Origin of the sequence: Staphylococcus haemolyticus (assembly GCF_006094395.1) — a bacterium.
In the GTDB taxonomy this organism is placed as follows: domain Bacteria; phylum Bacillota; class Bacilli; order Staphylococcales; family Staphylococcaceae; genus Staphylococcus; species Staphylococcus haemolyticus.
Map to the genome: position 1 here is coordinate 707981 of NZ_CP035291.1, position 24042 is coordinate 732022.

Below are 24042 nucleotides of genomic sequence, written 5' to 3' on the forward strand. Positions count from 1 at the left end.
AGCTATAAAGGATTGTCATCTACATGAAGCAATTAAATCAAATGCGTTTACCATTCATACTGTTGCTTATTATTATCATTGTCTTCATAGTATTATTAATAATTAATCACTCAGAACTGTTGGACAATGATCGCAACTATAGCTTTCAAGAAGCAATTCAGAAACAAACAGATTCGAGTGTATTGAATACAGTAGACAGAGATGGTGAGTTTGTGAATGCAAATAGCCGAGAAATAGAGAGGGCAATGCGCATTACACGAGACGATAATAAGTTTAAATACATGGATATTTCACAACAAGTTCCTATGTCAAAACAAGAAGTTAAAAAGATGTTACGAGGGAATGGTATTCTTGAAAATCAAGCTGATGCTTTTATAGAGGCTCAAGATAAATATCAAGTCAATATTATTTATTTAATAAGCCATGCACGTGTGGAGACTGCTAATGGTAACTCTAAACTTGCCAGTGGTATTAAAGAAGGTAACAATCGTTATTACAACTTTTTTGGTGTCGGTGCTTTCGATGAAAATGCTATTCATACAGGTAAGAGTTACGCTAAGGAGGCATCATGGACTTCACCACGCAAAGCGATACTTGGTGGAGCTAAATTTATTAGAACGAATTATTTTGATAATGATCAAATTACGCTGTATCAAATGAGGTGGAATCCTAAAAGTCCGGGCCAACATCAGTATGCAAGCGATATTTTGTGGGCAGATAAAATTGCAAAGTATATGCAGGCATATTATGACCAATTTGGTATAAAAAAAGATGATGTACGTAAGAACTTCTATGCCTCCTAAATTGAATGGCTAATAGAGTGTATACAATCTTAATTGCAACTGCAACATACTGTTAAGATAAAATTTAGGTGAATTTAATATTGAGGTGTAAATAAATGAAAATTGCAATAATAGGTGCAGGTATAGGTGGTTTAACTGCTGGCGCACTTCTTTTAGAAAAAGGACATGACGTTTCTATATTTGAAAGACAATCAAATATAAGTGAGGTTGGTGCAGGTATAGGAATTGGTGATAATGTTATCAAGAAATTAGGTAAACATGACCTAGCTAAAGGAATTAAAAATGCTGGCCAGAACTTATCTGCAATGAATGTACTAGATGATAAAGGAAATATTTTGTCTGCAGTAAAATTAAAAGAGGCTACGTTGAATGTAACATTAGCGCGACAAACTTTGATTGAATTGATACAATCTTATGTTAATCCTCAATGCATTTATACTGACCATGATGTTATTAAGGTTGAGAACGTCGAACAACATACGATGGTTCACTTTTCTAATCATGCAAGTCAAAGTTTTGATTTATGTATAGGATCGGACGGACTTCATTCTGTTGTCAGACAAGCTATTCATCAGAATGCGAAGATACTTTATCAAGGGTATACGTGTTTTCGTGGCTTAGTGGATGATGCTGATCTACATAACATTGATATCGCTAGTGAATATTGGGGTAAACGAGGTCGAGTAGGGATAGTGCCACTTATTAACAACCAAGCTTATTGGTTTATTACAATTAATGCGTCTGAAAAGGATCCCAAATATCAAACGTTTGAAAAACCACATCTACAAGCATATTTTAATAATTATCCTGAACCAGTACGTCAAATTTTAGATAAGCAAAGTGAAACAGGTATTCAGAAGCATGATTTATATGATATGAAACCACTCAAATCATTTGTAAATCAACGTATTCTATTGTTAGGGGACGCAGCGCATGCAACGACGCCTAATATGGGTCAAGGTGCTGGACAAGCTATGGAAGATGCGATTGTACTAGTTAATTGTTTAGCAGAATATGATATAGAAAAAGGATTAAAACGTTATGATAAATTAAGAGTTAAACATACTGCAAAAGTTATCAAACGCTCAAGAAAAATTGGTAAAATAGCGCAAAAAGACAACAAATTAGTTATCTCACTACGCAATGGTGTAATGAAAAGAACACCAAACCGTTTGTTAAGCGGACAAACTAAATTCCTGTATAAAGCGAAGCATAAATAAAATAAGACGGATACTGAAGACTAATTAAGCATATAAGTTAATGATTAATATGCTTAATAGTCTGTTTCAGTTTCCGTCTTTTTTACATTATAAATTATTTATTAACTATAAATTGTGGAGTTTCACCATTTAACTTTTTAATCGTATCATTTGCGACGATTTTAGACATCATATCTCTTGCTTCATATGTTGCGTTACCAATATGAGGTGTGATAACTACATTATCTAGTGATTTCAAACCTTCTGTAATTTCAGGTTCAAATTCATATACATCTAATGCAGCACCTTCAATTTGTTTGTCTTCTAAAGCTTTTACTAAAGCTTCTTCATTAACTATTGGACCGCGACCAGCATTAATTAAATAGGCTGTAGATTTCATCAGTTTAAATTGTTCGGTATCAATCATGTGATGTAAATCAGGATTATAAGCAGCATTGATTGTGATGAAGTCAGCATTTTCAAGTAAGGTATTTAGATCTACATATTTTGCACCAATTTCACGTTCTTTTTCTTTCTTTTGGTGAGGACCAGTATATAAGATATCCATATCAAAAGCTTTAGCACGCTTAGCTACTGCACTACCAATTTCACCTAAACCGATTATGCCAATCGTTTTGCCAGACACTTCACGACCTCTAAAGAATAAAGGTGCCCATCCATCAAAACCTTGTGTTCGAGATAATTTATCTCCTTCGACTATGCGACGCGCAACTGCTAAAACGAGTCCGAAAGTTAATTCAGCAGTTGAGGCTGTTGATGCTTTAGGTGTATTTGTTACATCAATATCTTTTTCACGTGCATATTTAACATCCACATTATTAAAGCCAGCACCATAGTTTGCAATGATTTTAAGGTTACTTGCACTATCAATCACTTCCTGATCAACATTCGTAGATAGAATGCTTATAAGCGCAGAAGCATCTTTGACACCTTCCATAAGTGTTGCTTTATCAATAATGCCTTCACCTTCATACATTTCTACTTCAAAGTGTTCTTTAAGTAAATTTAATCCTACTTCTGGAATTGCACCTGCTATATAAACTTTTTCCATTAAGCTCACTCCTTATCAATAATCTCTCTTTAAGTATAATAAAAGGAGAAAACGTATACAAATGTAATTCATACAATTTTATTAGATCATTTTAAGACCGATTACAGAGAAGAGTATCAAGAAAATAAAAATGATACGGCTAAAATGTGTTGATTCTTTGTAAAATAACATACCTACAATAGCTCCTCCGGCTGTGCCAATACCAGTCCATATAGCATATGCTGTTCCCATTGGAATTGTTGTCATAGCTAATTTTAAAAAACTAAAACTAAAAATAAACGTAATTGCCATTAAAACAATATAAAATTTTTGTTTTGAGCGTGCATATTGGTTTAACCATATGACGCCAAGTACCTCTAATAATCCTGCAATGAGTAAATATAGCCATGACATATTACATTCCTCCCTTAGGTGAGTCATTCGTTGACAGTTTAAGTCCAATAATACCAACTAGTAACAGAAGCAGTAATACAACTTTCATTATTGTAAATGGTTCTCCAAAGAAAAGCATATCTGCAATAACTGTACCAGCAGCTCCTATTCCCACAAATACTGCATAAACTGTACCGACTGGAAGTTGTTTAGAGGCGGAAATCATCAAGTAGAAGCTTAGTGCAATAAAAACTAATGTAAATAACCAAGTTACAAAGTTATGGGCATTATTTAATCCGATTACCCAAATAACTTCAATTAGGCCAGCTAAGATGACTTTAAGCCATTGCATACCTTCACACTCCTTATAAAATAAAGACTAATATGCTTATTCTCTCAAAGCGTTACTTTTAATTCAATTTGTAAAACTTAAAAAAAGAGCCAGAACAGAATTCTTTTTGAATTCCATGTCTTAGCTCTTCAAGGGTGATTTGAACTGAAAAAGCTTGGTTAAAAGCGACTTCACAGCCCAGTCAGCTTATGCGAATTTACAATGTAGCTCTATAGTTTAATGTTATTCTATATTTCTGATTAGCATCATTTAAGCTTTATTTAAAATTATGACAAATGGATGTAGTTATAAGAACTAGCTTGGCTAGCTGAAATTGTACGTGTATCTTTCACATATGGTCCACCAGAATAATTCATTTCAGAAACAGTTACTGAACCATTGCTACCAACACTTTCTACATACGCAACATGTCCATAAGAACCTTCAGATGTTTGAAGAATTGAACCTTTTTCTGGAGTATTATTTACAGTGTACCCAGCTGCTGATGCTGCACTCGCCCAGTTATTAGCATTTCCCCAAGTACTACCGATTTTACCACCAACTCTGTCATATACATACCAAGTACATTGGCCGGCTGTGTATAAATTACCTGATGTAGAAGATGTAGTTTGAGTTGAAGAAGAAGTAGTTGTAGAAGAACTACTAGATGACGAACTTCCATCTGATGTTGTTGAAGTTGTAGTGCTTTGATTATAGTTAAAAGATTGTTGTTTAAATTGAGGTTGTTGATAACCTTGTCCTTGTTGATGGCTAAATTGCATATTTTGACCATGTGGACCTTGTTGTCCGAATTGATTATGTTGTGGTGCTGGATTGTGATTATATTCTGCAGCATCTGCATGGTTAGCATTTAATCCTAATGATGATACACCAATGCCTGCTGTTAAAGTTGAAATTGTAATAATTTTTTTCATAGTAAAAAGTCCTCCCAAAATTTGTATTCAACAATAGGTTAAAAATAGCGATATGTTGAATAGACTTCGAATTTGTATTTTTTGCCGCTCCCAACGACAAGTCATACTTTATCAGATTCTATTAGCACTGTGTGCAATGTTACGGTTTCGTAAATGAAATACAAAAACCTTGAACAACTCCGTAATAAAGAGTAGTTCAAGGTTACGTACTGTAATATAGCTTGAATTATGCATGAATACTACATTAATCTTATATTTAGTTAGTGTTAACAAATGATTATTATTACAACCCTTTGTAATATTAGATGCTGTACAACTTATTTGAAGAAACGAATTGATAAAGGCACTACATATTCTTTTCCACCAAAATATTTAACGCATGCAACGATATGAAAAACTACATATAGGATAGAAAGTACAATTAATAGTAATGAAAGAACAAATAGTAATATTGTAGCGATAATGATCGCTGCTTCATTATTAACTACATATATGAAAAATACAGGTACCATACATATACCAACAACAAAGTTCCAAATTAAATAAGAAATAAGCATGTTGAAGTAGTTCTTTCCAGCTTTATCAACTAATCGTGATTCATTGCGCTTGATAGCCCAAATAATAATTGGACCTATTACAGAAGTGAAGAACCCCAATAGGAAGATCAACATAGACATTAATCGGGCATCATCTTCATTATCTCTCTTTACCGTAGAGTCTTGTGATTGCTCATAATAATCCGACATAATAATACTCCTCTCAATTAAAAAAGTTATGTTTCATAATTAATATAACAAAGTTACTTAAAAAAGATTAGTTAATTTTAAAATTAATATAAATAATTGAGTTGTGTTTAATTTTTGTAAAATAGGATATAGTTTAGCGTTGTATAAAAATTGACTATTAATGATACTAGTATAAGTCATTATTAGGATATGGCATTAGCTGACTGAATAGAAATAATGTTGATTTAAGATTTATATTTATTCTAGCCAACTTTGCCCGGGAGCGGGATTTAAATATGATTATTTTAATAAATGGTTGTATTTAAGGATATTAAGAAATCTATTTACATTTATTAGATTTCTAACCTGCTCCCTTTATTTTTAAATGAAAAAGCAGAGACGCTTATTTGATTAAGAAAGGAAGTTATAACTATGAAAATAGCGGTAGTAGGATCAGGTAATGGTGCAGTTACAGCGGCAGTAGATATGGTAAATCAAGGACATGATGTGAAATTGTATTGTCGAAATTCATCCATTAAAAAATTTAATAACGCATTAGAAAAGGGTGGATTTGATTTTAATAATGAAGGTGCAGAATCATTTGTACCATTTACAGAAATAAGTGATGACATTGAATATGTATTGAAAGATGCTGAGATAATTCAAGTTATCATTCCATCATCATATATTGAATACTATGCGGAAATTATGGCTGAGCATGTAACAAGTGATCAACTTATTTTCTTCAATATTGCAGCTGCCATGGCATCAATTCGATTTATTAACGTACTTGAAGATAAACATATTGAGGTAGAGCCGAAGTTTGCTGAAGCTAATACACTTACTTACGGTACGCGCGTTGACTTTGAAAATGCACGCGTAGATTTATCATTGAATGTACGTAAAGTATTCTTTTCTACATATAATAAGAAGGAACTTAGTGACAGTTTTGAAAAGGTAAGTCAAATATATCCGTATCTTGTTAAAGAAGAAAATCTATGGAAGACAAATTTAGAAAACGGAAACCCAGAGGTTCATCCTGGTCCAACGTTATTAAATGTAGGAAGAATTGATTATGCTGATTCATTTGCCCTCTATAAAGAAGGTATTACGAAGCACACAGTAAGATTATTACATGCAATTGAGTTGGAACGTTTAACATTAGGCCGTAAATTAGGATTTGAACTTTTAACAGCCAAAGAAGCACGTATTCAAAGAGGTTATTTAGAACGTAAAGACGAAGATGAACCATTAAATCGTTTATTTAATACAAGTCCTGTGTTTTCTCAAATACCAGGGCCTAATTCAGTACAAAATCGTTATTTAACTGAAGATATAGCATATGGACTTGTACTATGGTCAAGTTTAGGGCGTGCAATTGATGTTGAAACGCCTAATATAGATGCAGTTATCATGATTGCATCAACAATTTTAGAACGTGACTTTTTCGATGAAGGTCTAAAAGTAGAAGAACTTGGTTTAGAAAAACTCGGTTTAGAATAATTAACAAATTTAAAATACTATAAATAAATCTTTAATAAACATTCTATTTATGATTAAACGTACATCTAACTATGAAAAGAGGTAATTAATTAAAAGGAAAAGAGGAATGTGTATGAAAAGACAGCCATCATTTTTGGAAGCAATATCTACAATTATCGTAATGGTTATTGTCGTGACACTAGGCTTTATAAAATTTAATATTCCAATTCAGGTACTGTTACTCATATCATCTGCATATGCAGCTTTGATAGCTTGGCGAGTAGGCTTAAAATGGAAAGATTTAGAAGAGGGGATCACTCGAAGATTAACGACAGCTATGCCTGCAATATTTATTATACTAGCTGTAGGTATAATAGTTGGGAGTTGGATGTATTCTGGAACTGTTCCAGCTTTAATATACTACGGTCTAAAGTTTTTAAATCCACATTACTTTTTAGTTTCTGCCTTTTTAATATCGGCTATTAGTAGTTTAGCAACTGGGACAGCCTGGGGATCAGCTTCAACAGCTGGTATTGCGTTGATATCAATTGCGCATCAGTTGAATATCGATATGGGTATGGCAGCAGGTGCTATTATCGCAGGTGCGGTCTTTGGTGATAAAATGTCACCATTATCAGATACAACTAACTTAGCTGCTTTAGTAACTAAGGTAAACATTTTTTCTCATATCAGATCAATGATGTGGACAACGATACCTGCTTCAATTATTGGACTAATAGTTTGGTTCTTTGCAGGTTTAACTTCAAAAGGTTCAGTGAATACGAAACAAATTAATAAGTTACTGAATGAACTTGATGGTATCTATAATATAAATATTTGGGTGTGGGTGCCGTTATTAGTCATAATCATATGTTTAGTTTGTAACGTATCTACTGTACCATCTATGTTAGCATCAAGTTTAAGTGCAGTTATTATTGGAACATTAAATAATCATTTTAATATAGTTGATGGTTTTAAAGCTATGTTTAACGGATTTACACCTGCGATGACTGGACAATCCAATCTTTCTACCAATGCAACATCGCTATTAGAACAAGGTGGAATGATGAGTATGACAGAGATACTAGTGACAATATTTTGTGGGTATGCATTTGCAGGTATTGTTGAAGTATCGGGATGTTTAGATGTCATGTTAAAAACGGTTTCTAAAGGTATACATTCAGTTGGAACACTTATTTTAATAACAGTCATTTGCTGTTTAATGTTAGTATTTGCAGCTGGAGTAGCATCTATAGTAATTATTATGGTGGGTGTCTTAATGAAAGACATGTTTGTTAGTAGGAATTTAGATAAATCAAATTTATCAAGAACTTTAGAAGATTCAAGTACGATGGTGTTGCCGTTAATACCATGGGGAACTTCAGGCATATACTACACGCAACAACTGGGAGTATCAGTAGATCAATTCTTTATTTGGACAGTTCCATGCTACTTGTGTGCAGTATTAGCAATTATTTACGGCTTTACCGGAATTGGTATTCGTAAATTAGACAACAAAAGTTATGTAAAAAATTCGTAAAAATATGTTTAATTAATTGTGAAAAGGATATATTTAAGTATGTTAAAACATTACCTAGATATTTTTGTAGCGATGATATTTGATGCTATAAAGTTTTAACTGTAAAATATCCTCAAAATATTTAACAGTAGTGGGTTCAATTTTTGTAGCGAGAATTGGATCCATGAACGATGGACAAACGAATTTATTATCAACAATTATGTAGTAATAGATATAACAAATCAAGAAAGAATGAATTTGTTCGAAATAGATTAAGATTGGAAAGTATTGATTATTACTGGCTCTACGTCAAATCGGACTGATGAGTCCAAATATTGAGATTAAGCAACTTTAAGTTGTTTAATCTCTTTTTTTGTTGTTGAGGCAAATAGTCGCGAAGTTATAATAATTCGATTACGTAAATTATCATAATTTCTATAACCAAAAGATACCCTTTTAATGAGTTTGATTTTATTATTAATTCCTTCTAACGGACCGTTGGTCAAGTTAGAATATGTCATAGTATTTTCAATGAAAGCAGCTAATCGTCTTAAAGTTCTAATGACTGGGCGTAATTTAGGACACACATCTGAAAGATGAATAGAAAAGAGTTTATGATTAAATTTCTCTATTTGATTTTCTTTTAATAATCTTCTTAGTTCATGAACGTAACGATATGTATTAAATAATTCTACATCAACACCTAATAAGTAATTTATAATGCCTTTTTCGGTTTTCCACTCTTTAAATAAATGGACTTTATGATAATTAAAAGCTTCTAGCGTTTCAAAAGGTTTAAGAAATAGTTTCCAATAACTTTTATATTTATTATAGAGGGGTCTATTAGAGGTTCTATAACAATTCATTACTTGAACTCTAGACATATTTAACGCTCGATTTAAAGATTGAACAATATGAAAACGATCAATAATAATCTTCGCGTTAGGAAATAATTGTTTGATTAGTGACATATATGGTTCATACATATCAATCGTGACTGTTTTGACTTTTTGTCTGAGTTTCAAAGAATAGCGATAAAAATGATCTTTTAGCGATTTTAACTTACGATCCGCTACCACATCTACGATGCGGTGCGATACAGCATCTGCATAAATAAAACTCATTTTTCCGATTACATTTTTAACACTTTTAAATTCGTCCATCATTAAGTGTTCAGGTAAAGCATCAAAAGAAGACTGACCTACGTCGCTTGCCGCTTGATTAATCACTCTAGACACAGTCATTGATGATACTAAGCATGACTTAGCGATAGATTTTTGAGAGCGGTATTCTTGTGCTTTATCTAAAACTGCAAGTTTTGTTTTATTAGAAATAAAGCAATGAGCGTCGACAATATTAGATTTAGCAGTAAAATGACTGTCACATGATTTACAATAAAATCTTTGTTTTTGAAGTTCTAAATAAGCGGGCATTTCCATAATTTTAAGTAAAGTAATCGTTGAGGTTTTCTTACCATTTTTTACTATTGAGAAATTTTCATTTTTAGTTGAACAATTTTCACAATGTGTAGGTTGATAAGTGAGCTCGGCATAGTAAAACAAGCTCATTCGTCCTTTATGTTTTTTCTCAATCACTTCATCTGAAAAATTTAGATTTTTATCTTTAATTCTTAATGTATTTAATATAGACTTACACATAGGCGCATTACCTTTCTTTTTTATTTTGTTTGGTAGCTAATAATTATAGAGGTAATTGCGCCATTTTTGTATTCAAACATAAAAATTGGACTGATGATTTTTAGTCATCAGTCCAATTTATTATAGAGCCTTATTACTTTCCAATCTTTTTTTAATTATACGGCAGGACGCTATTTATATTTCATAATAAGATTTTCAAACTAGTGTAGTGCATATTGTTTAATGTATATATCTTTGAGTCTGAAAGTAAACGCAAAAAAGCGATCCATTTTTTTTGGATCGCTTTTAAACTTACTAATAGAATTAGTGAATGTAGTTATATGAAGCAGCTTGGCTAGCTGAAATAGTACGTGAAGTAACAACACCAGCACCGTGACCATAATTCATTTCTGATACTGTAACTGAACCGTCACTACCAACACTTTCAACATATGCTACGTGACCATATGCACCTTGTGAAGTTTGTAAAATAGCACCGGCTGATGGTGAATTATTTACTGTGTAACCTGAAGCAGCTGCAGCGCTTGCCCAGTTGTTAGCATTTCCCCAAGTTGAACCGATTTTACCGCCAACTCTATCAAATACATAATATGTACATTGACCAGCAGTATATAAGTTACTACCTGAACTTGAAGTTCTTGAAATTGAAACGCCAGTTGATTGTGATGATGGAGCAGTAGTTGTAGTTACTTTAATGTTACGATCTGAAGTTGAGTAACTAGCACCTAAACCACCAGTTTGTTGAGTATTTGCACTATATGATTGAGTGTTATTGCTATAGTTGTTGTAGTTATTATAGTTATTGTAATTATATGAATAGTTGTTGTATGAATAATTAGATTGACTAGAGTGATTTACTTGATTTGGGCTCCAGTTACCTTTCCAAGTGTAATGATAGTTACCTTGTTGGTCGATAGTGTAAGAGTAGCTGTATGAAGTTGGATCATTTGGATTATATCCTTGTTCTGCTGCATGTGCCTCATGACCATGTCCAGCGATAGCGATTGTTGCAACTCCTGCAGTAGCGATTGTAGCTGTAGCGATTTTTTTCATTGTAAAATTTCCTCCTGAGAATTAAATTAATATTTTATATTTAATAGTCATTTGATGACCCTTGAGTCCAGTTTTTAATAAGTTTCTTAACGACAAGACATACTTTATCAGAAAAAAATCATTTTGTGTGCGTTGTTATCATTTTGTAATTTTTTGCTAATAAATAGTGTTGAGTTAAATACAATAAGTAATTTTTTGTAATATTAAAAAACGTTGTCATAACAACGTTTAAAAAATTATATGAAAAAGATACTCATTTTCTTGTAACATTTTTGTAAAGTAACAGTAAAAATAAATTTGATATAAAATTAATAGAATTCATTATTTTTGTATTGTTTTAAAATTATATATACAAAAGATCTATTAATTAAATTGTATTATTACTCTGAAATGCTATATAAGAAGCTATTATTGGGGGATTATTCATAGAAACATTATAAAAAATATACAAAAACATTTATATAAGATAATATAATGATATAATTGGTTAAAAGTTTGCTACTGCTAATACCGAAATAAAACATACAATTATATATGAAGATAGGCATTCAAAAAAGCGTTCAATTTGAAAATCGTTATTAATGCAGCAATAGTTATTAGCGTTATGGGGGATAATTTATTATTTCTGTTTATGTCATATCTTTATATATTATAAAGTGAAAGGACGTTCGTATGATTGATAACTTTTCGGTAAAGCTTTTAAAAAATATAAAGATAAGTAGTCAAAAGGAATCAAATATTAAATTAATCTATTGGCTAAAGGGGTCAGGGAGAGTAATTTTAAATTTAAAGAAATTTCAAATGAAAGAAAGAGATTTATTATTTGTAATGTTAAATGATATTTACTCGATTGAGAATGAGGATGGAGCAATTATCGCTAGTATTGAAATAGCATTCAAAGATTATTTGAAATATGCTGATGATTATATTAAGTCTAATGGATATAAATTTCCTTCTATTGAAAGAAAACAATTAGAACCCTTTATTTTAAATTTACTTGATTTTGAAAGTAGTAAGTCAGATAAATTACAAATAAAAGATAAGCTAGTAAAACACTTATGTGTAGAATTAGGATACTTGCAAAGAAATCAACGCATTCATTACAAACTAGATAATGCCTTAGTTGACAAAGTACATGAGTATATTATTAACCATCACAGTAATAAGATAAGTCGCCAAGATATGGCTAATGCACTCAATATGTCAGCCAAGGAACTTAGTAAAGTCATCAAGTATCACACACCTTATCATAATATTACACAATATATTAATGATGTTAGATTAAAATTATGTTTGATAGACATTTTAAAAAGTAATCATTTAATACAAGATATTGCATATAAGCATGGATTCAACCATTTTCCACATTTCATTGCTTTATTTAATAAAAAATATGGCATCACACCTGGTCAAATCAGAACTAAGAATCAATCACATCAATATCAATCATTTAATCAATCAGAAATACCATTAGATGAAGAAACACAATTATTAATTGCTGAGGCAAAAGATAATTACAGTTTAACCGAATAATAGTAGATATAAGTCAAACATGATGATTGTGTACAAGTAAACACGACATTTCAATTGATAAATTATAAAGATAATGTTGTTTATTTAAGAATTCAAGTCAATGTCTATCTTTAATAGATTGGGTAAATATAGAGTTTTATATTCAATAGTTTCAAATGCAGTTATAAAATATGGGGCTATGATTAGACAATTTGTTATCAAATTAGCATGGAAACTCTTAACCGCCCAATCCTGAAATAGTGTTATGAGGTGATAGATATGATGGATAAAAATAAGCTAGAAACATTATTATTTTATCTTGTTTTTATGAAAGCGGTAGGTGAGGTGCTAAAGTATAGTTACCAATTAAAATTCGAGCAATTAAAAACATTGAATGAAATCATTAAATATTTTCATGTACATCATCAAGGAGTTTATATAGATGAGTTAATCACTTATCAAACCATTTCAAAAAGACAATTACGACATCATTTAGAACATTTATATCATTTAGGATGGATCACTAAATTGCGTGATGATAATGATCAAAGACGTTTATTATTTCTCCCATCCAATAGCTGTCAAGATAAACTGAACATTATGTTTATGGAAGTTAGTGAAATGGTAAAAGGGAAGAATTTTGACTATTTAATAGAAACAACAGCCCACTATAATCAATTAGGGCATGTTATAACCATTTTTGACGCACTTTACAAAGTTCGAAACATAGCAAAGGAGTCTAATTTGAGTTTGGATGAATTGTTATTATTAGGTAAGTTACTATCTAGTCGACAAGTTATTTCATTAAAAGAAATTCAGGCAATGTCATATCGATATTTAATATGTATGAACGTGGTTATTAATGATCTTTATCAAAAAGGGTATTTAGAAAAGTATCGTAATTCAATAGATGAACGTATTGTAAATGTAAAATTTATTGAATCACGAGCATATGAAACAAATCAATTATTTATTAGATGTTACAATAAGTTCCAAGAGGAAATGAAGTAAGTAAAATATCATAATATGTAAGGAGAATGAATTCATGATTCTAGATAATGTGAATCCCAACGATTTGTTTCCAACAGAGTCAAAAGGCCCTTCAGTATTAGGTGTCATTGAGTATAATGTTCAAGGCCAAAGTGAATTTGAAGGAGCATTTATTGCTACTTCCGAAAGATTAATTATGAATGTAGATATGAATGGTCAATTCTATTATAGAAATATCCCATATAATGAAATAGAAGAAATTCATTTTGATGGCACAGATATTGTGTTTACTTTTAATATTGGGAAAGTGCCAATGAAACAAATCAAAACAAAAGACGTTAAAGCATTCGTTGATTATGTGGAGTCTAAAATTAAATAATCAAAAAGTTGAATAAAATCTAAAACACGCTACTATGATTCTAAAGGAAGCGACGCTTGTCATAGTTATATTATTAATACAATTTGCTTAGGCTAAAAAACCATGTGAGTCTGGAACGTAAATAATATAATGATGCTACTTAGCAGATTCGCAGTAGCTGACTGAACTGAGAAGACACTTAAATCAAGTTTTCCTCAGTTCTGGTCATTCTTGTAGGGGTGGGACGACGAATTTAAAAAGAATTCTGTCCCAATCCTTTTTTATGTCTTTGAATGAATTCCTATAGTGACTAATTGATTATATATAATTTAATTGATGTAACTTGTTATTGATAATTAATATCATTTTAATTTCATAAAAATATTGAAATATTATACATAAATGTTATAAAATAAATTTTATAGCATAAGAAATGTTTGGTAAGTAATAAATAGTAGACATGAACCTTGTAGCAACAAGACGTACATCAGAGGAGTGGTTTAGAATATGGGACAAATTAAAGACATCAATGATTTAGTTAACGCAACATTTCAAGTTAAAAAGTTCTTCAAAGATACTAAAAAGAAATATAATTTAAATTATGAAGAGGTTTATATTTTAAATTATATTGCGAGAAGTAAAACGAATGAAATAACTTCAAAGGAAATTGCAACGTATTCAGAGTTTAAACCTTATTACTTAACTAAAGCATTACAGAAGTTAAAAGATTTACAGTTACTTTCAAAAAAACGTAGCGTACAAGATGAAAGAATAGTTATTGTTTATGTAACAGATGAACAACGAGACAAAATTAATAAATTGATTGCTGAATTAGAGAAGTACATTAAGTAATCTGCGTTTATTCATAAAAGACTTAAGCTTTGAGAGATTCAATCTCATTGACTTAAGTCTTTTTGTGTTTATAATCCCTTAAGTGGTTAACTTTCAATTTGTAATGTCGAGTGATAAACTAGGTTTAAATAATAATGACAATGAACAGGTGATATAATTGATCGATTCAGTTCTGATTAATACAGATATTCAAAAGAAATGGATAAAAAAATTTCAATCAATAGAAGAGACGTTTAAAGCAAGAGCAACAGAGAATGATAAACAGTCTAGGTTCCCTTATGAGAATATTGAATGGCTAGTTAAAGAAGGTTATAGCTTACTAACGCTACCGGTAGAATATGGTGGAGAAGGTGCCACTATTGAAGATATGGTTGTTTTGCAAACATATTTAGGTGCTAATGACGGAGCAACAGCATTATCTATTGGTTGGCATTTAAGTGTTGTAGGACAAATATATGAACAAACGATGTGGAATCAAGATATGCTAAATCGCTTTGCAAAAGATATTGAAAGTGGAGCTCTTGTTAATCGAGCAGTAAGTGAAGCGGATACAGGAAGTCCAACTCGCGGAGGCAGACCTGCGACACATGCAGTAAAACAAGATGACGGTTACTTATTAAATGGTGTTAAAACGTTCACATCAATGAGTAAAGCATTGACACATTATATTGTCGCTGCATATGTAGCTGATTTACAGGAAGTAGGTTTCTTCTTAGTACCAAGAGAATTTGATGGTGTAGAAATTGCAGAAAATTGGAATATGGTAGGTATGAGAGCTACAGAAAGTCACGATTTAGTATTGAATGATGTATGGGTACCTAAAGACTTTTTCGTAGAGTCAAAAAGAAAGCCACAACCGAATGGCTGGATATTGCATATTCCAAGTACATATTTAGGAATTGCACAGGCGGCAAGAAATTATGCTATAGACTTTGCCACAAGTTATGGTCCGAATAGTATAGAAGGAACTATTAGTCATTTACCAACTGTACAACAAAACATTGGAAAAATGGAGTCTTTACTTTTATCAGCGCGTCACTTTTTATGGAGTACCGCAAAAGGATATAATTATTCAGAAAATCAACCACACTTATGGAATGAAACATCTGCTAGTAAAGTGTTAGTGATGAACCAAGGGTTAGAAGTTGTTGATTTAGCGATGAGAATTGTTGGTGCAAAAAGTCTGGAAATGGATCGTCCGTTACAACGCTATTACCGAGATATGAGAGCTGGATTACACAATCCACCAATGGAAGATGCAGCATACACTAATATAGCGAAATCTTTATGTAATTTATTTTAAGAGTCTAATAACTATAGTTTTTAAGTCTTGATCAATAATTATTGATTAAGGCTTTTTTATTTCACAAATTATTAAAATTTTTATTGTAAATAATGAGGTATTAGGATATAATTTTTGGTGAAATTGATAATCGTTTTCAACAGGAGGATGTTATGAAAAAGTTAATTTTACCTTTACTTGTTCTAATCATCGTTTTAGCTGCATGTGGTAATAATGGTGGTTCAGGTAAATCCGATTCAAAAGAAGAAACAAAATCATATAAATTAGATAGTGGTAAAACTATAAAAATCCCTAAAGATCCTAAACGTATTGCGGTAGTTGCACCTACGTTTGCGGGTGGTTTACATAAATTAGGCGCAAATATTGTTGCTGTAAATAATCAAGTTGATCAAAGTCCAATTTTAAAAGAAAAATTTAAAGACACGACTAAAATTGGTGAAGCTGACGTTGAGAAAGTTGCTAAGAAAAAACCTGATTTAATTATTGTTTATTCTACTGATAAAAACATTAAAAAATATCAAAAAATTGCCCCAACAATTGTAGTTGATTATGGCAAACATAAATATCTTGAACAACAAGAAATGCTAGGTAAGATTATGGGTAAAGAAGACGAAGTTAAAAAATGGGAAGACAAATGGAAGAAACAAACTGAAAAAGATGGCAAAGAAATCAAAGATGCAATTGGTAAAGATTCAACAGTTTCTATCTTAGATGAATTTGACAAGAAAGTTTACACTTACGGCGACAACTGGGGTCGTGGTGGAGAAGTATTATATCAAGCATTTGGTTTGAATATGCCTAAAGGACAACAAGATTTAGTTAAAAAAGAAGGTTGGGCTGAAGTAAGCCAAGAAAAAATTGAAGACGTAGCTGGTGATTATATCGTATCAACTGGTGAAGGTAAATCTAAACCAAGTTATGAAACAACTAATATATGGAAAAATCTACCTGCAGTGAAAAATAATAACGTTATTGAAGTTAAAGCTGAAACATACTGGTATAATGACCCATATACGCTTGACTTTATGAGAAAAGATTTAAAAGACAAGTTACTTAAAGCTAGTAAATAATAAAATGTAAAAACGATAATCAATTATTTATGATATTTAAGCTATGATTACATATAATGTAGTCATAGCTTTTTTAAATTTACAAATGTATGTAAGGAGGAAACATCTTGAGTAAAGTATATTTTAATCACGATGGTGGAGTAGATGATTTAATATCTTTGTTTTTATTATTACAAATGGATGATATCGAATTAGTAGGTGTTAGTACTATAGGAGCAGATTGTTATTTAGAACCTTCAGTCAGCGCTTCATGTAAAATTATAAATCGATTTTCTAATAAATCTTTACAGGTTGCGCCGTCCTATGAACGTGGGGCTAATCCTTTTCCAAAAGAATGGAGAATGCATGCATTCTTTATGGATGCGTTACCCATATTAAATGAATCAACTACCAATGAAAAGTCTACCATCAGTGATGTAGAAGCTTATGAGGACATTATCAGAGTGTTGAATCAATCAAATGAACCTGTAACTTTACTATTTACTGGACCACTAACAGATTTGGCTAAAGCACTTAAAATTGAACCTAGCATTCAAAATAATATTGAAAAATTAGTTTGGATGGGTGGAACGTTTCTCGAAAAAGGTAACGTAGAAGAGCCTGAACATGATGGTACAGCTGAGTGGAATGCGTTTTGGGATCCGGAGGCGGTCAAGACAGTATTTGATAGTGAGGTAGCGATAGATATGGTAGCTTTAGAAAGTACCAATCAAGTTCCATTAACATTAGACATACGACAAATGTGGGCCGATCAACGTCAATATCCAGGTGTAGATTTTTTAGGTGTTAGCTATGCTACAGTACCACCTTTGACACATTTTATTACAAATTCTACATACTTCTTATGGGATGTTTTGACCACTGCTTATATAGGGAAACCTGATTTAGTTCAATATAAATCATTAAATGTAGATGTAAAATTTAAAGGGCCTAGTCAAGGGCGTACATTTATTAAAGAAAGTGGGCGTCCTATCAAAGTTGTCACCGATGTAAAGCATGATGACTTCTTTAATTATATTACTAATTTAGCTAAAAAAGTAGATTCTCCTTCTTGAATGTAAACTTTTTATTTTATAAAGTTTACATTAGTGGTATAATCATTCTCGTAGAAGGAGGATACAACATGAATACAAGAAATTTAGTTTACACAGCTTTAATGACAGCAATTATTTGTGTTTTAGGATTGGTACCAGGAATCCCGCTTCCAATTATGCCAGTACCTATCGTATTACAAAATATTGGTATATTTTTAGCGGGTATTATATTAGGTAAAAAATATGGGGCACTCAGTGTCATAGTCTTTTTACTATTAGCTGCTGCAGGTTTACCAGTTCTTTCAGGTGGACGTGGAGGAATCGGCGTATTTGCAGGACCATCAGCAGGATTCTTATTCTTATATCCGGTTGTTGCGTTTGGCATTGGTTTTGTAAGAGATCAATATTTTAATAAAATCAATTTTGCCGTATTATTTGTTACTACATTAGTGATTGGTGTTTTATTTTTAGATATCGTCGGTACAATTATTATGGGCTTCATTATACATATTCCAGTAAGTAAAGCCTTCTTATTGTCATTTACTTTTATGCCAGGAGATATTATTAAAGCCATCATTGCAAGTTTAATTGGCGTAACACTTTTAAATCATTCACGTTTCAAAAGTTTGATACAATAAATTTATCAAGCTAATAAGGTGGGTGAATATAGCAATGTCAAATATATCAATACATAATATTGCTCAAGATGGGCATTTATATCATGAAGATAAGCAGAAAATTATTTATTTAACACCTTCAGAACCGCTTAAGTATGATACGAATAAGTGGTTTTATAAAGAAATGCCCGCATTAGAACAGTGGTTCAAGGATATGACCTCTCAATATGAACTGCATCAAAAACAGGATTCAAATCACTTAGCGTTTACTTTTCCAGAGAATGAAAGATTAAGCCAGGAGTGGATAAATGCAATTAAAGATAGAGGTTTTCAATTAGGCATACTTGAATTCTATATTATAGAAGGAACTGAATTAGCACAGTTAACTAGTAGAAAAGATATAGACATTAAAGAAGTTGATGAAAGCAATATAGAAGATTATTTGAATATCTATTATTCATTTGCCTTGCCCTACGGTAAACCATTTGCAATTGAAAGTGTCAATAATGCAAGACAAACCATCCTACAAAAAAAAGACAGTAAAAAACGATTAGTCGCTTATGTTGATAATGAACCAGTAGGGACTGTTGATGTTATTATTACTGATGAAACTATTGAAATTGATAGTTTTGGTGTAATTGAGCAATTTCAAAGACAAGGTATTGGATCAACAATACAAGCATACATAGGTAACTTAGCAAATGAACGACCAGTTATACTTGTAGCTGATGGAGAAGACACAGCAAAAGATATGTACACGAAACAAGGTTATATGTATCAAAGTTTTGTTTACCACATAGTTAAAGAAGAAGTTAATTAAATAAGCCACAGAGTAGTTTGAACTAATTATTCCAACTACTCTGTGGCTTTAATACGTTCAGGATGACTATAAATATTAAAACTTCCATCTCTAATAAACCCAATAGCAGTAATATTTAAATCGTTAGCTAATGTAATAGCTAAAGTCGTAGGTGCGGATTTAGATAATATAACCCCTACACCTATTTTAGCCGCCTTTAATAATATTTCGGATGAAATACGTCCACTAAATATAAGCACCTTATTTCTTACAGGAATACGTCTTTCAAGACAAAACCCATATAGCTTATCGAGTGCATTATGACGGCCTATATCTTGTCTATGTTCGAAAAATTCATCACCATCGCTAATGGCGGCATTGTGCAACCCACCAGTTTGTTTAAATAATGTACTTGCAGTTTGTAATCCGGTCATCATATTGAGTACTTGTTTAGGAGTTAAGGTTATTTTTGACATTGAGGTTTTAGCTATTGCCGCATCATTGTGAAAGTAAAATTCTCTACTTTTTCCGCAACAAGATGCAATCATGCGTTTAGTAGAGTATTCAAAGCGATCGCCTAAATCTTTAGTTAACTCTACATGTGCAAAGCCTTTGCTATCATCTATTTGTAAGGATTTTATTTCTTCTTTTTTATATATAGCTCCCTCTGAGGCTAAAAATCCAACTACAAGTTCTTCCATATGTGTAGGGCTACAAATAACCGTTGCGAATTCCGTACCGTTTACATTGATTGTCAATGGAAATTCTGTAACATAACTATCTGTTGTTTGAATGAGTTGACCTTCTTCATAGCGGATAATAGATTGCCCCTGTAACACATCTTTGTTCATTTTTATTTCTCCTTTGGGATATGTAATTATATATTAAAACTTTTAGTCACAATTTGAAAAGATTTAAATTACATATAAATAATTAATAGTATATTAAATACATTTAATAATATGGAGATTAGGTGAATTTTTATAATTTATACCTTTTAAAAGATTAAGACTAGCGTATAATATAATGTGTAAAAGGAGGGGGTTATGAAATGAATATTAAACATTTCATGGCAGTAATCGTCACATTAGTTATTATTTTAGCAGGATGTTCAAATTCTGGTAGCAATGATAGTGGCAATAAATCATCTGATTCAAATAAAAAAGATAATGACAAAAAGCAAGAATTACAAATTTCGGCTGCAGCGAGCTTAGGTGATGTTAGTAAAGCATTAGAAAAAGAATTTAAAAAAGATCACAAAAATGTTGATGTAAGCTTTAACTATGGTGGTTCAGGCGCATTAAGACAACAGATTGAAAAAGGTGCTCCAGCTGACGTATTCATGTCTGCAAATACTAAAGATGTTGACATGTTAAAAGACAAAGATAAAGCACATGATACATATAAATACGCTCATAACAAACTTGTCTTAGTCGGAGATAAAAATAGTGATAAATCATCAGTTAAAGATTTAAAAGATAATGAAAAATTAGCGATTGGTGAAGTTAAAACAGTTCCAGCAGGTAAATATGCGAAACAATACTTAGAAGATCAAGGTTTATACGGCGAAGTTAAAGATAATTTAGTTTACGCTAAAGACGTTAAACAAGTATTAAATTATGTTGAAAAAGGCAACGCTGAAATGGGCTTTGTTTATGAAACTGATTTATATACTGATAAAAAGAAAACAGATAAAGTAAACGAAATTAAAGAAGCTAAGCTTAAAAAACCAATCACTTACGAAGCAGGTGCTACTTCAGATAAGAAACTTGCAAAAGAGTGGATGGATTTCTTAAAATCTAAAAAAGCAAAAGATATCTTGAAAGAATATCATTTTGAAATTTAGGAGGTAATAAGTATGCCTGACATTACACCTTTTTGGATTTCGATTCAAGTGGCTGTCATAAGTACCATTATTGTATCAGTACTAGGTATCTTTGTTTGCCGGTTGCTTTATAAAGGAAAAGGGCATCTTACTAAACTCCTTGAAAGTTTTATATTATTACCCATTGTTCTACCTCCCACGGTGCTAGGGTTTATTTTACTTATAATATTTTCTCCTAGAAGTGTTGTAGGACAATTTTTTGAAAACATACTACATCTTCCAGTAGTATTCACAATGACAGGTGCAGTAATTGCATCTGTCATTGTTAGTTTTCCGTTAATGTATCAACACACTATTCAAGGATTTAGAAGTATTAACCCGAAAATGCTAAATACTGCTCGCACCATGGGGGCAAGTGAGAATAAAATATTCTATCGTCTAATTTTACCGCTATCTAAACGTTCAATTATAGCGGGTATAATGATGAGTTTTGCACGTGCAATAGGTGAATTCGGTGCAACATTAATGGTTGCAGGCTATATACCCAATAAAACTAACACGTTACCACTTGAAATTTATTTCTTAGTTGAACAAGGTAGAGAGAATCAAGCTTGGTTATGGGTGCTTGTGTTAGTTGCATTTTCAATTACGGTAATTGGTGTATTGAATTTTGCGAATAAAGATAAATATAGGGAGGTAGAGTAGATGTTAGAGTTAAAGCTTCAATATCAATTAAAAAAGACATTCATTGATATTAACATTAACGATACAGTCCCTAAAATTTACGCAATACGAGGGCCTTCTGGAATAGGTAAAACCACAGTGCTAAATATGATAGCAGGCTTAAGAACGCCAGATAAAGCCTATATCAAAATCAATGACAGACTGATTACTGATACTGAGCATAAAGTCAATCTGAAAATACAAAATCGCAAAATTGGCTATTTATTCCAAGATTACCAATTGTTTCCTAATATGACAGTTTACAAAAATATAACTTTTATGTCTAAACCATCTGTCCATATAGATGATTTAATGGATCGACTAAATATTCATCATCTAAAAGAGCAATATCCATCGACACTTTCTGGAGGAGAATCTCAACGTGTTGCTTTAGCTCGAACACTAAGTACGAAACCTGATTTGATTTTATTAGATGAGCCATTTTCAAGTCTAGATGATGCAACGAGAGGTGAAGGAATAAAGTTAATTAAACGTACTTTTAAAGAATGGAAAATACCAATCATCTTTGTCACACATTCTAATTTTGAGGCTGAAGTATTGGCTGATAAAATTATTAAGATAGGTTAATTAAAGCTAGATTGGGATGAAAATAATAAAAATTTAGCGTTATAGCAGATTTATGATTATTATCTAAGTTAATAAGGCACTTATAATAGACTTTTTAAATCTAGTCAACATTGCGGGGGTGGGCCGAAGAATTCATATTGCATTCTGTACCACTCCCGCTTTGTTCGATATAATGATAGAAATGGATATTAACTAGAGAGGGCAATGAATATGACGAGTGAACGTTATTCTAGACAAACTTTGTTTAAAGGAATAGGATACGAAGGACAACAGAAAATTAGTCAAAAACATGTACTCATTGTTGGTATGGGAGCGTTAGGAACTCATGTTGCTGAGGGTCTCGTTCGTGCGGGAATCAAAACACTTTCAATTGTAGATAGAGATTATATTGAATTTAGCAATTTACAACGACAAACATTATTTACTGAAGAAGATGCTAATACTATGTTGCCTAAAGTTGTAGCAGCGGAACGCCATTTAAAAGCATTGCGCCATGACTTGAAACTAAATACTTTTATCACACATGTCGATTATTATTTTTTAGATAAGTATGCTAAACATGTAGATCTTATTATTGATGCGACAGATAATTTTGAAACAAGACAATTAATTAATGACTTTGCTTTTAAAGAGAAAGTACCTTGGATATATGGTGGTGTCGTGCAGAGTACTTATATAGAAGCAGCATTTATTCCAGGAGAGACACCTTGTTTTAACTGTTTAATGCCTCAACTACCAGCAATTAATTTAACTTGTGACACTGTAGGTGTTATACAACCTGCTGTTACGATGACTACAAGTTTTCAATTGCGAGATGCCTTTAAATTATTAACTGAGCAATCAGTGCCTACTAAATTAACTTATGGAGATATATGGGATGGTCAACATTTTACATTTGGTTTTAGCCGTATGTTTAGAAAAGAGTGTCCAACATGTGGTTCAAATCCATCCTTTCCTTATTTAAATAAACAGCATACATTATATGCAACGTTATGTGGTAGAGATACAGTACAATATGATAATGATAAAATTTCCCAGGAAATGGTACGTGAATTTCTTAAGCAACATCACCTTAATTATCGAGAAAACAAATATATGATAATGTTTGAATATAAAGGACATCGAATTGTTAGTTTTGAGGGTGGACGAATGCTTATACATGGTACAACGAAGACGTTAGATGCCATTCATTTAATCAATCAATTATTCGGATAGGAGTGGA

25 protein-coding genes are annotated in these 24042 nt (G+C 31.7%); 17 read left to right on the forward strand and 8 right to left on the reverse strand.

Translation table 11 applies throughout. The annotated features are described in order from the left end of the window. Positions 1–23: 23 nt before the first annotated feature. Complete coding sequence (locus EQ029_RS03220; protein WP_037558620.1) at positions 24–803, forward strand: N-acetylglucosaminidase; 780 nt, start codon at positions 24–26, stop codon at positions 801–803. Positions 804–898: 95 nt separating this feature from the next. Continuing rightward, the gene (locus EQ029_RS03225) at positions 899–2023 is read left to right on the forward strand and encodes an FAD-dependent monooxygenase (protein ID WP_057504781.1); all 1125 of its coding nucleotides are present in this window, start codon (positions 899–901) and stop codon (positions 2021–2023) included. A 94-nt stretch (positions 2024–2117) separates the two neighbouring features. Here the strand turns inward: EQ029_RS03225 and EQ029_RS03230 are convergent, their stop codons facing one another. The 5 genes from EQ029_RS03230 to EQ029_RS03250 all read right to left on the reverse strand — a co-directional run bounded on the left by EQ029_RS03230 (position 2118) and on the right by EQ029_RS03250 (position 5458). Beyond that, entirely contained in the window at positions 2118–3074 is a 957-nt protein-coding gene (locus EQ029_RS03230) for a 2-hydroxyacid dehydrogenase family protein (RefSeq protein ID WP_011275076.1), read from the reverse strand. An 81-nt stretch (positions 3075–3155) separates the two neighbouring features. Further along, entirely contained in the window at positions 3156–3467 is a 312-nt protein-coding gene (locus tag EQ029_RS03235) for a DMT family transporter (protein WP_011275077.1), read from the reverse strand. A 1-nt stretch (position 3468) separates the two neighbouring features. After that, positions 3469–3798 carry a DMT family transporter gene (locus tag EQ029_RS03240; RefSeq protein WP_011275078.1) on the reverse strand — a complete coding sequence of 110 codons (330 nt, stop codon included), beginning with the start codon at positions 3796–3798 and terminating at the stop codon, positions 3469–3471. A gap of 266 nt (positions 3799–4064) precedes the next feature. Beyond that, entirely contained in the window at positions 4065–4712 is a 648-nt protein-coding gene (locus tag EQ029_RS03245; protein WP_011275079.1) for a CHAP domain-containing protein, read from the reverse strand. Between the two features lie 317 nt (positions 4713–5029). Beyond that, on the reverse strand, positions 5030–5458 hold the full coding sequence (locus EQ029_RS03250) for a DUF4870 domain-containing protein (protein WP_011275080.1): 429 nt from the start codon (positions 5456–5458) through the stop codon (positions 5030–5032). Positions 5459–5869: 411 nt separating this feature from the next. On the opposite strand from EQ029_RS03250, the gene EQ029_RS03255 reads away from it, so the two are divergent. Continuing rightward, positions 5870–6940, forward strand: coding sequence for an NAD/NADP-dependent octopine/nopaline dehydrogenase family protein (locus EQ029_RS03255; RefSeq protein WP_011275081.1), 1071 nt, complete (start codon positions 5870–5872; stop codon positions 6938–6940). A gap of 112 nt (positions 6941–7052) precedes the next feature. Further along, positions 7053–8459 (forward strand): Na+/H+ antiporter NhaC, encoded by a 1407-nt coding sequence (gene nhaC, locus EQ029_RS03260; protein WP_011275082.1) that lies wholly within the window; start codon positions 7053–7055, stop codon positions 8457–8459. A gap of 320 nt (positions 8460–8779) precedes the next feature. On the opposite strand, the gene EQ029_RS03265 is transcribed toward nhaC, so the two are convergent. After that, positions 8780–10096, reverse strand: a complete 1317-nt coding sequence (locus EQ029_RS03265; protein ID WP_138927303.1) for an ISL3-like element ISSha1 family transposase — start codon at positions 10094–10096, stop codon at positions 8780–8782. 303 nt (positions 10097–10399) lie between these two features. After that, positions 10400–11149 (reverse strand): CHAP domain-containing protein, encoded by a 750-nt coding sequence (locus tag EQ029_RS03270; protein ID WP_011275085.1) that lies wholly within the window; start codon positions 11147–11149, stop codon positions 10400–10402. A gap of 801 nt (positions 11150–11950) precedes the next feature. Here EQ029_RS03270 and EQ029_RS03275 point away from each other — a divergent pair. From EQ029_RS03275 to EQ029_RS03315, 9 genes are all read left to right on the forward strand, one after another. After that, complete coding sequence (locus EQ029_RS03275; protein WP_224743155.1) at positions 11951–12682, forward strand: helix-turn-helix transcriptional regulator; 732 nt, start codon at positions 11951–11953, stop codon at positions 12680–12682. A gap of 261 nt (positions 12683–12943) precedes the next feature. Continuing rightward, positions 12944–13672, forward strand: a complete 729-nt coding sequence (locus EQ029_RS03280; RefSeq protein WP_011275087.1) for a transcriptional regulator, SarA/Rot family — start codon at positions 12944–12946, stop codon at positions 13670–13672. A gap of 34 nt (positions 13673–13706) precedes the next feature. Beyond that, positions 13707–14030: a PH domain-containing protein gene (locus EQ029_RS03285; protein ID WP_011275088.1), complete on the forward strand. Its 324-nt coding sequence runs from the start codon at positions 13707–13709 to the stop codon at positions 14028–14030. Positions 14031–14516: 486 nt separating this feature from the next. After that, positions 14517–14861, forward strand: a complete 345-nt coding sequence (locus EQ029_RS03290; protein WP_011275089.1) for a transcriptional regulator, SarA/Rot family — start codon at positions 14517–14519, stop codon at positions 14859–14861. 160 nt (positions 14862–15021) lie between these two features. Continuing rightward, on the forward strand, positions 15022–16164 hold the full coding sequence (locus EQ029_RS03295; RefSeq protein ID WP_029376666.1) for an acyl-CoA dehydrogenase family protein: 1143 nt from the start codon (positions 15022–15024) through the stop codon (positions 16162–16164). 152 nt (positions 16165–16316) lie between these two features. Continuing rightward, on the forward strand, positions 16317–17234 hold the full coding sequence (locus EQ029_RS03300) for an ABC transporter substrate-binding protein (RefSeq protein WP_011275091.1): 918 nt from the start codon (positions 16317–16319) through the stop codon (positions 17232–17234). Between the two features lie 107 nt (positions 17235–17341). Then, positions 17342–18289 carry a nucleoside hydrolase gene (locus EQ029_RS03305; protein ID WP_011275092.1) on the forward strand — a complete coding sequence of 316 codons (948 nt, stop codon included), beginning with the start codon at positions 17342–17344 and terminating at the stop codon, positions 18287–18289. Positions 18290–18357: 68 nt separating this feature from the next. Further along, entirely contained in the window at positions 18358–18906 is a 549-nt protein-coding gene (locus EQ029_RS03310; protein ID WP_011275093.1) for a biotin transporter BioY, read from the forward strand. 34 nt (positions 18907–18940) lie between these two features. Next, positions 18941–19705, forward strand: a complete 765-nt coding sequence (locus tag EQ029_RS03315) for a GNAT family N-acetyltransferase (RefSeq protein ID WP_011275094.1) — start codon at positions 18941–18943, stop codon at positions 19703–19705. Between the two features lie 35 nt (positions 19706–19740). On the opposite strand, the gene fdhD is transcribed toward EQ029_RS03315, so the two are convergent. Then, a complete protein-coding gene (gene fdhD / locus EQ029_RS03320) occupies positions 19741–20535 on the reverse strand; it encodes a formate dehydrogenase accessory sulfurtransferase FdhD (RefSeq protein ID WP_011275095.1) in 795 nt (264 codons plus the stop codon). A 200-nt stretch (positions 20536–20735) separates the two neighbouring features. Between fdhD and modA the strand changes: the two genes are divergently transcribed. The 4 genes from modA (at position 20736) to EQ029_RS03340 (ending at position 24035) form a co-directional block, all read left to right on the forward strand. Next, positions 20736–21530, forward strand: coding sequence for a molybdate ABC transporter substrate-binding protein (modA, locus tag EQ029_RS03325; protein WP_016931152.1), 795 nt, complete (start codon positions 20736–20738; stop codon positions 21528–21530). 12 nt (positions 21531–21542) lie between these two features. Next, positions 21543–22214 carry a molybdate ABC transporter permease subunit gene (modB, locus tag EQ029_RS03330; RefSeq protein WP_011275097.1) on the forward strand — a complete coding sequence of 224 codons (672 nt, stop codon included), beginning with the start codon at positions 21543–21545 and terminating at the stop codon, positions 22212–22214. Continuing rightward, positions 22215–22820: an ATP-binding cassette domain-containing protein gene (locus tag EQ029_RS03335; RefSeq protein WP_011275098.1), complete on the forward strand. Its 606-nt coding sequence runs from the start codon at positions 22215–22217 to the stop codon at positions 22818–22820. 210 nt (positions 22821–23030) lie between these two features. Further along, positions 23031–24035, forward strand: coding sequence for a ThiF family adenylyltransferase (locus tag EQ029_RS03340; protein WP_011275099.1), 1005 nt, complete (start codon positions 23031–23033; stop codon positions 24033–24035). The last annotated feature ends 7 nt before the right edge of the window (positions 24036–24042 follow it).

What these genes read in the sequence shown, in the direction of transcription:
- EQ029_RS03265 (WP_138927303.1), bottom strand. Translation starts at nt 10,096, where the DNA reads ATGTGTAAGTCTATATTAAATACATTAAGAATTAAAGATAAAAATCTA.
- EQ029_RS03250 (WP_011275080.1), bottom strand. Translation starts at nt 5,458, where the DNA reads ATGTCGGATTATTATGAGCAATCACAAGACTCTACGGTAAAGAGAGAT.
- EQ029_RS03310 (WP_011275093.1), top strand. Translation starts at nt 18,358, where the DNA reads ATGAATACAAGAAATTTAGTTTACACAGCTTTAATGACAGCAATTATT.
- EQ029_RS03255 (WP_011275081.1), top strand. Translation starts at nt 5,870, where the DNA reads ATGAAAATAGCGGTAGTAGGATCAGGTAATGGTGCAGTTACAGCGGCA.
- modA (WP_016931152.1), top strand. Translation starts at nt 20,736, where the DNA reads ATGAATATTAAACATTTCATGGCAGTAATCGTCACATTAGTTATTATT.
- EQ029_RS03240 (WP_011275078.1), bottom strand. Translation starts at nt 3,798, where the DNA reads ATGCAATGGCTTAAAGTCATCTTAGCTGGCCTAATTGAAGTTATTTGG.
- EQ029_RS03340 (WP_011275099.1), top strand. Translation starts at nt 23,031, where the DNA reads ATGACGAGTGAACGTTATTCTAGACAAACTTTGTTTAAAGGAATAGGA.
- EQ029_RS03280 (WP_011275087.1), top strand. Translation starts at nt 12,944, where the DNA reads ATGGATAAAAATAAGCTAGAAACATTATTATTTTATCTTGTTTTTATG.
- EQ029_RS03300 (WP_011275091.1), top strand. Translation starts at nt 16,317, where the DNA reads ATGAAAAAGTTAATTTTACCTTTACTTGTTCTAATCATCGTTTTAGCT.
- EQ029_RS03335 (WP_011275098.1), top strand. Translation starts at nt 22,215, where the DNA reads ATGTTAGAGTTAAAGCTTCAATATCAATTAAAAAAGACATTCATTGAT.
- nhaC (WP_011275082.1), top strand. Translation starts at nt 7,053, where the DNA reads ATGAAAAGACAGCCATCATTTTTGGAAGCAATATCTACAATTATCGTA.
- EQ029_RS03225 (WP_057504781.1), top strand. Translation starts at nt 899, where the DNA reads ATGAAAATTGCAATAATAGGTGCAGGTATAGGTGGTTTAACTGCTGGC.
- EQ029_RS03315 (WP_011275094.1), top strand. Translation starts at nt 18,941, where the DNA reads ATGTCAAATATATCAATACATAATATTGCTCAAGATGGGCATTTATAT.
- EQ029_RS03285 (WP_011275088.1), top strand. Translation starts at nt 13,707, where the DNA reads ATGATTCTAGATAATGTGAATCCCAACGATTTGTTTCCAACAGAGTCA.
- EQ029_RS03275 (WP_224743155.1), top strand. Translation starts at nt 11,951, where the DNA reads ATGAAAGAAAGAGATTTATTATTTGTAATGTTAAATGATATTTACTCG.
- fdhD (WP_011275095.1), bottom strand. Translation starts at nt 20,535, where the DNA reads ATGAACAAAGATGTGTTACAGGGGCAATCTATTATCCGCTATGAAGAA.
- EQ029_RS03270 (WP_011275085.1), bottom strand. Translation starts at nt 11,149, where the DNA reads ATGAAAAAAATCGCTACAGCTACAATCGCTACTGCAGGAGTTGCAACA.
- EQ029_RS03245 (WP_011275079.1), bottom strand. Translation starts at nt 4,712, where the DNA reads ATGAAAAAAATTATTACAATTTCAACTTTAACAGCAGGCATTGGTGTA.
- EQ029_RS03220 (WP_037558620.1), top strand. Translation starts at nt 24, where the DNA reads ATGAAGCAATTAAATCAAATGCGTTTACCATTCATACTGTTGCTTATT.
- EQ029_RS03230 (WP_011275076.1), bottom strand. Translation starts at nt 3,074, where the DNA reads ATGGAAAAAGTTTATATAGCAGGTGCAATTCCAGAAGTAGGATTAAAT.
- EQ029_RS03235 (WP_011275077.1), bottom strand. Translation starts at nt 3,467, where the DNA reads ATGTCATGGCTATATTTACTCATTGCAGGATTATTAGAGGTACTTGGC.
- modB (WP_011275097.1), top strand. Translation starts at nt 21,543, where the DNA reads ATGCCTGACATTACACCTTTTTGGATTTCGATTCAAGTGGCTGTCATA.
- EQ029_RS03290 (WP_011275089.1), top strand. Translation starts at nt 14,517, where the DNA reads ATGGGACAAATTAAAGACATCAATGATTTAGTTAACGCAACATTTCAA.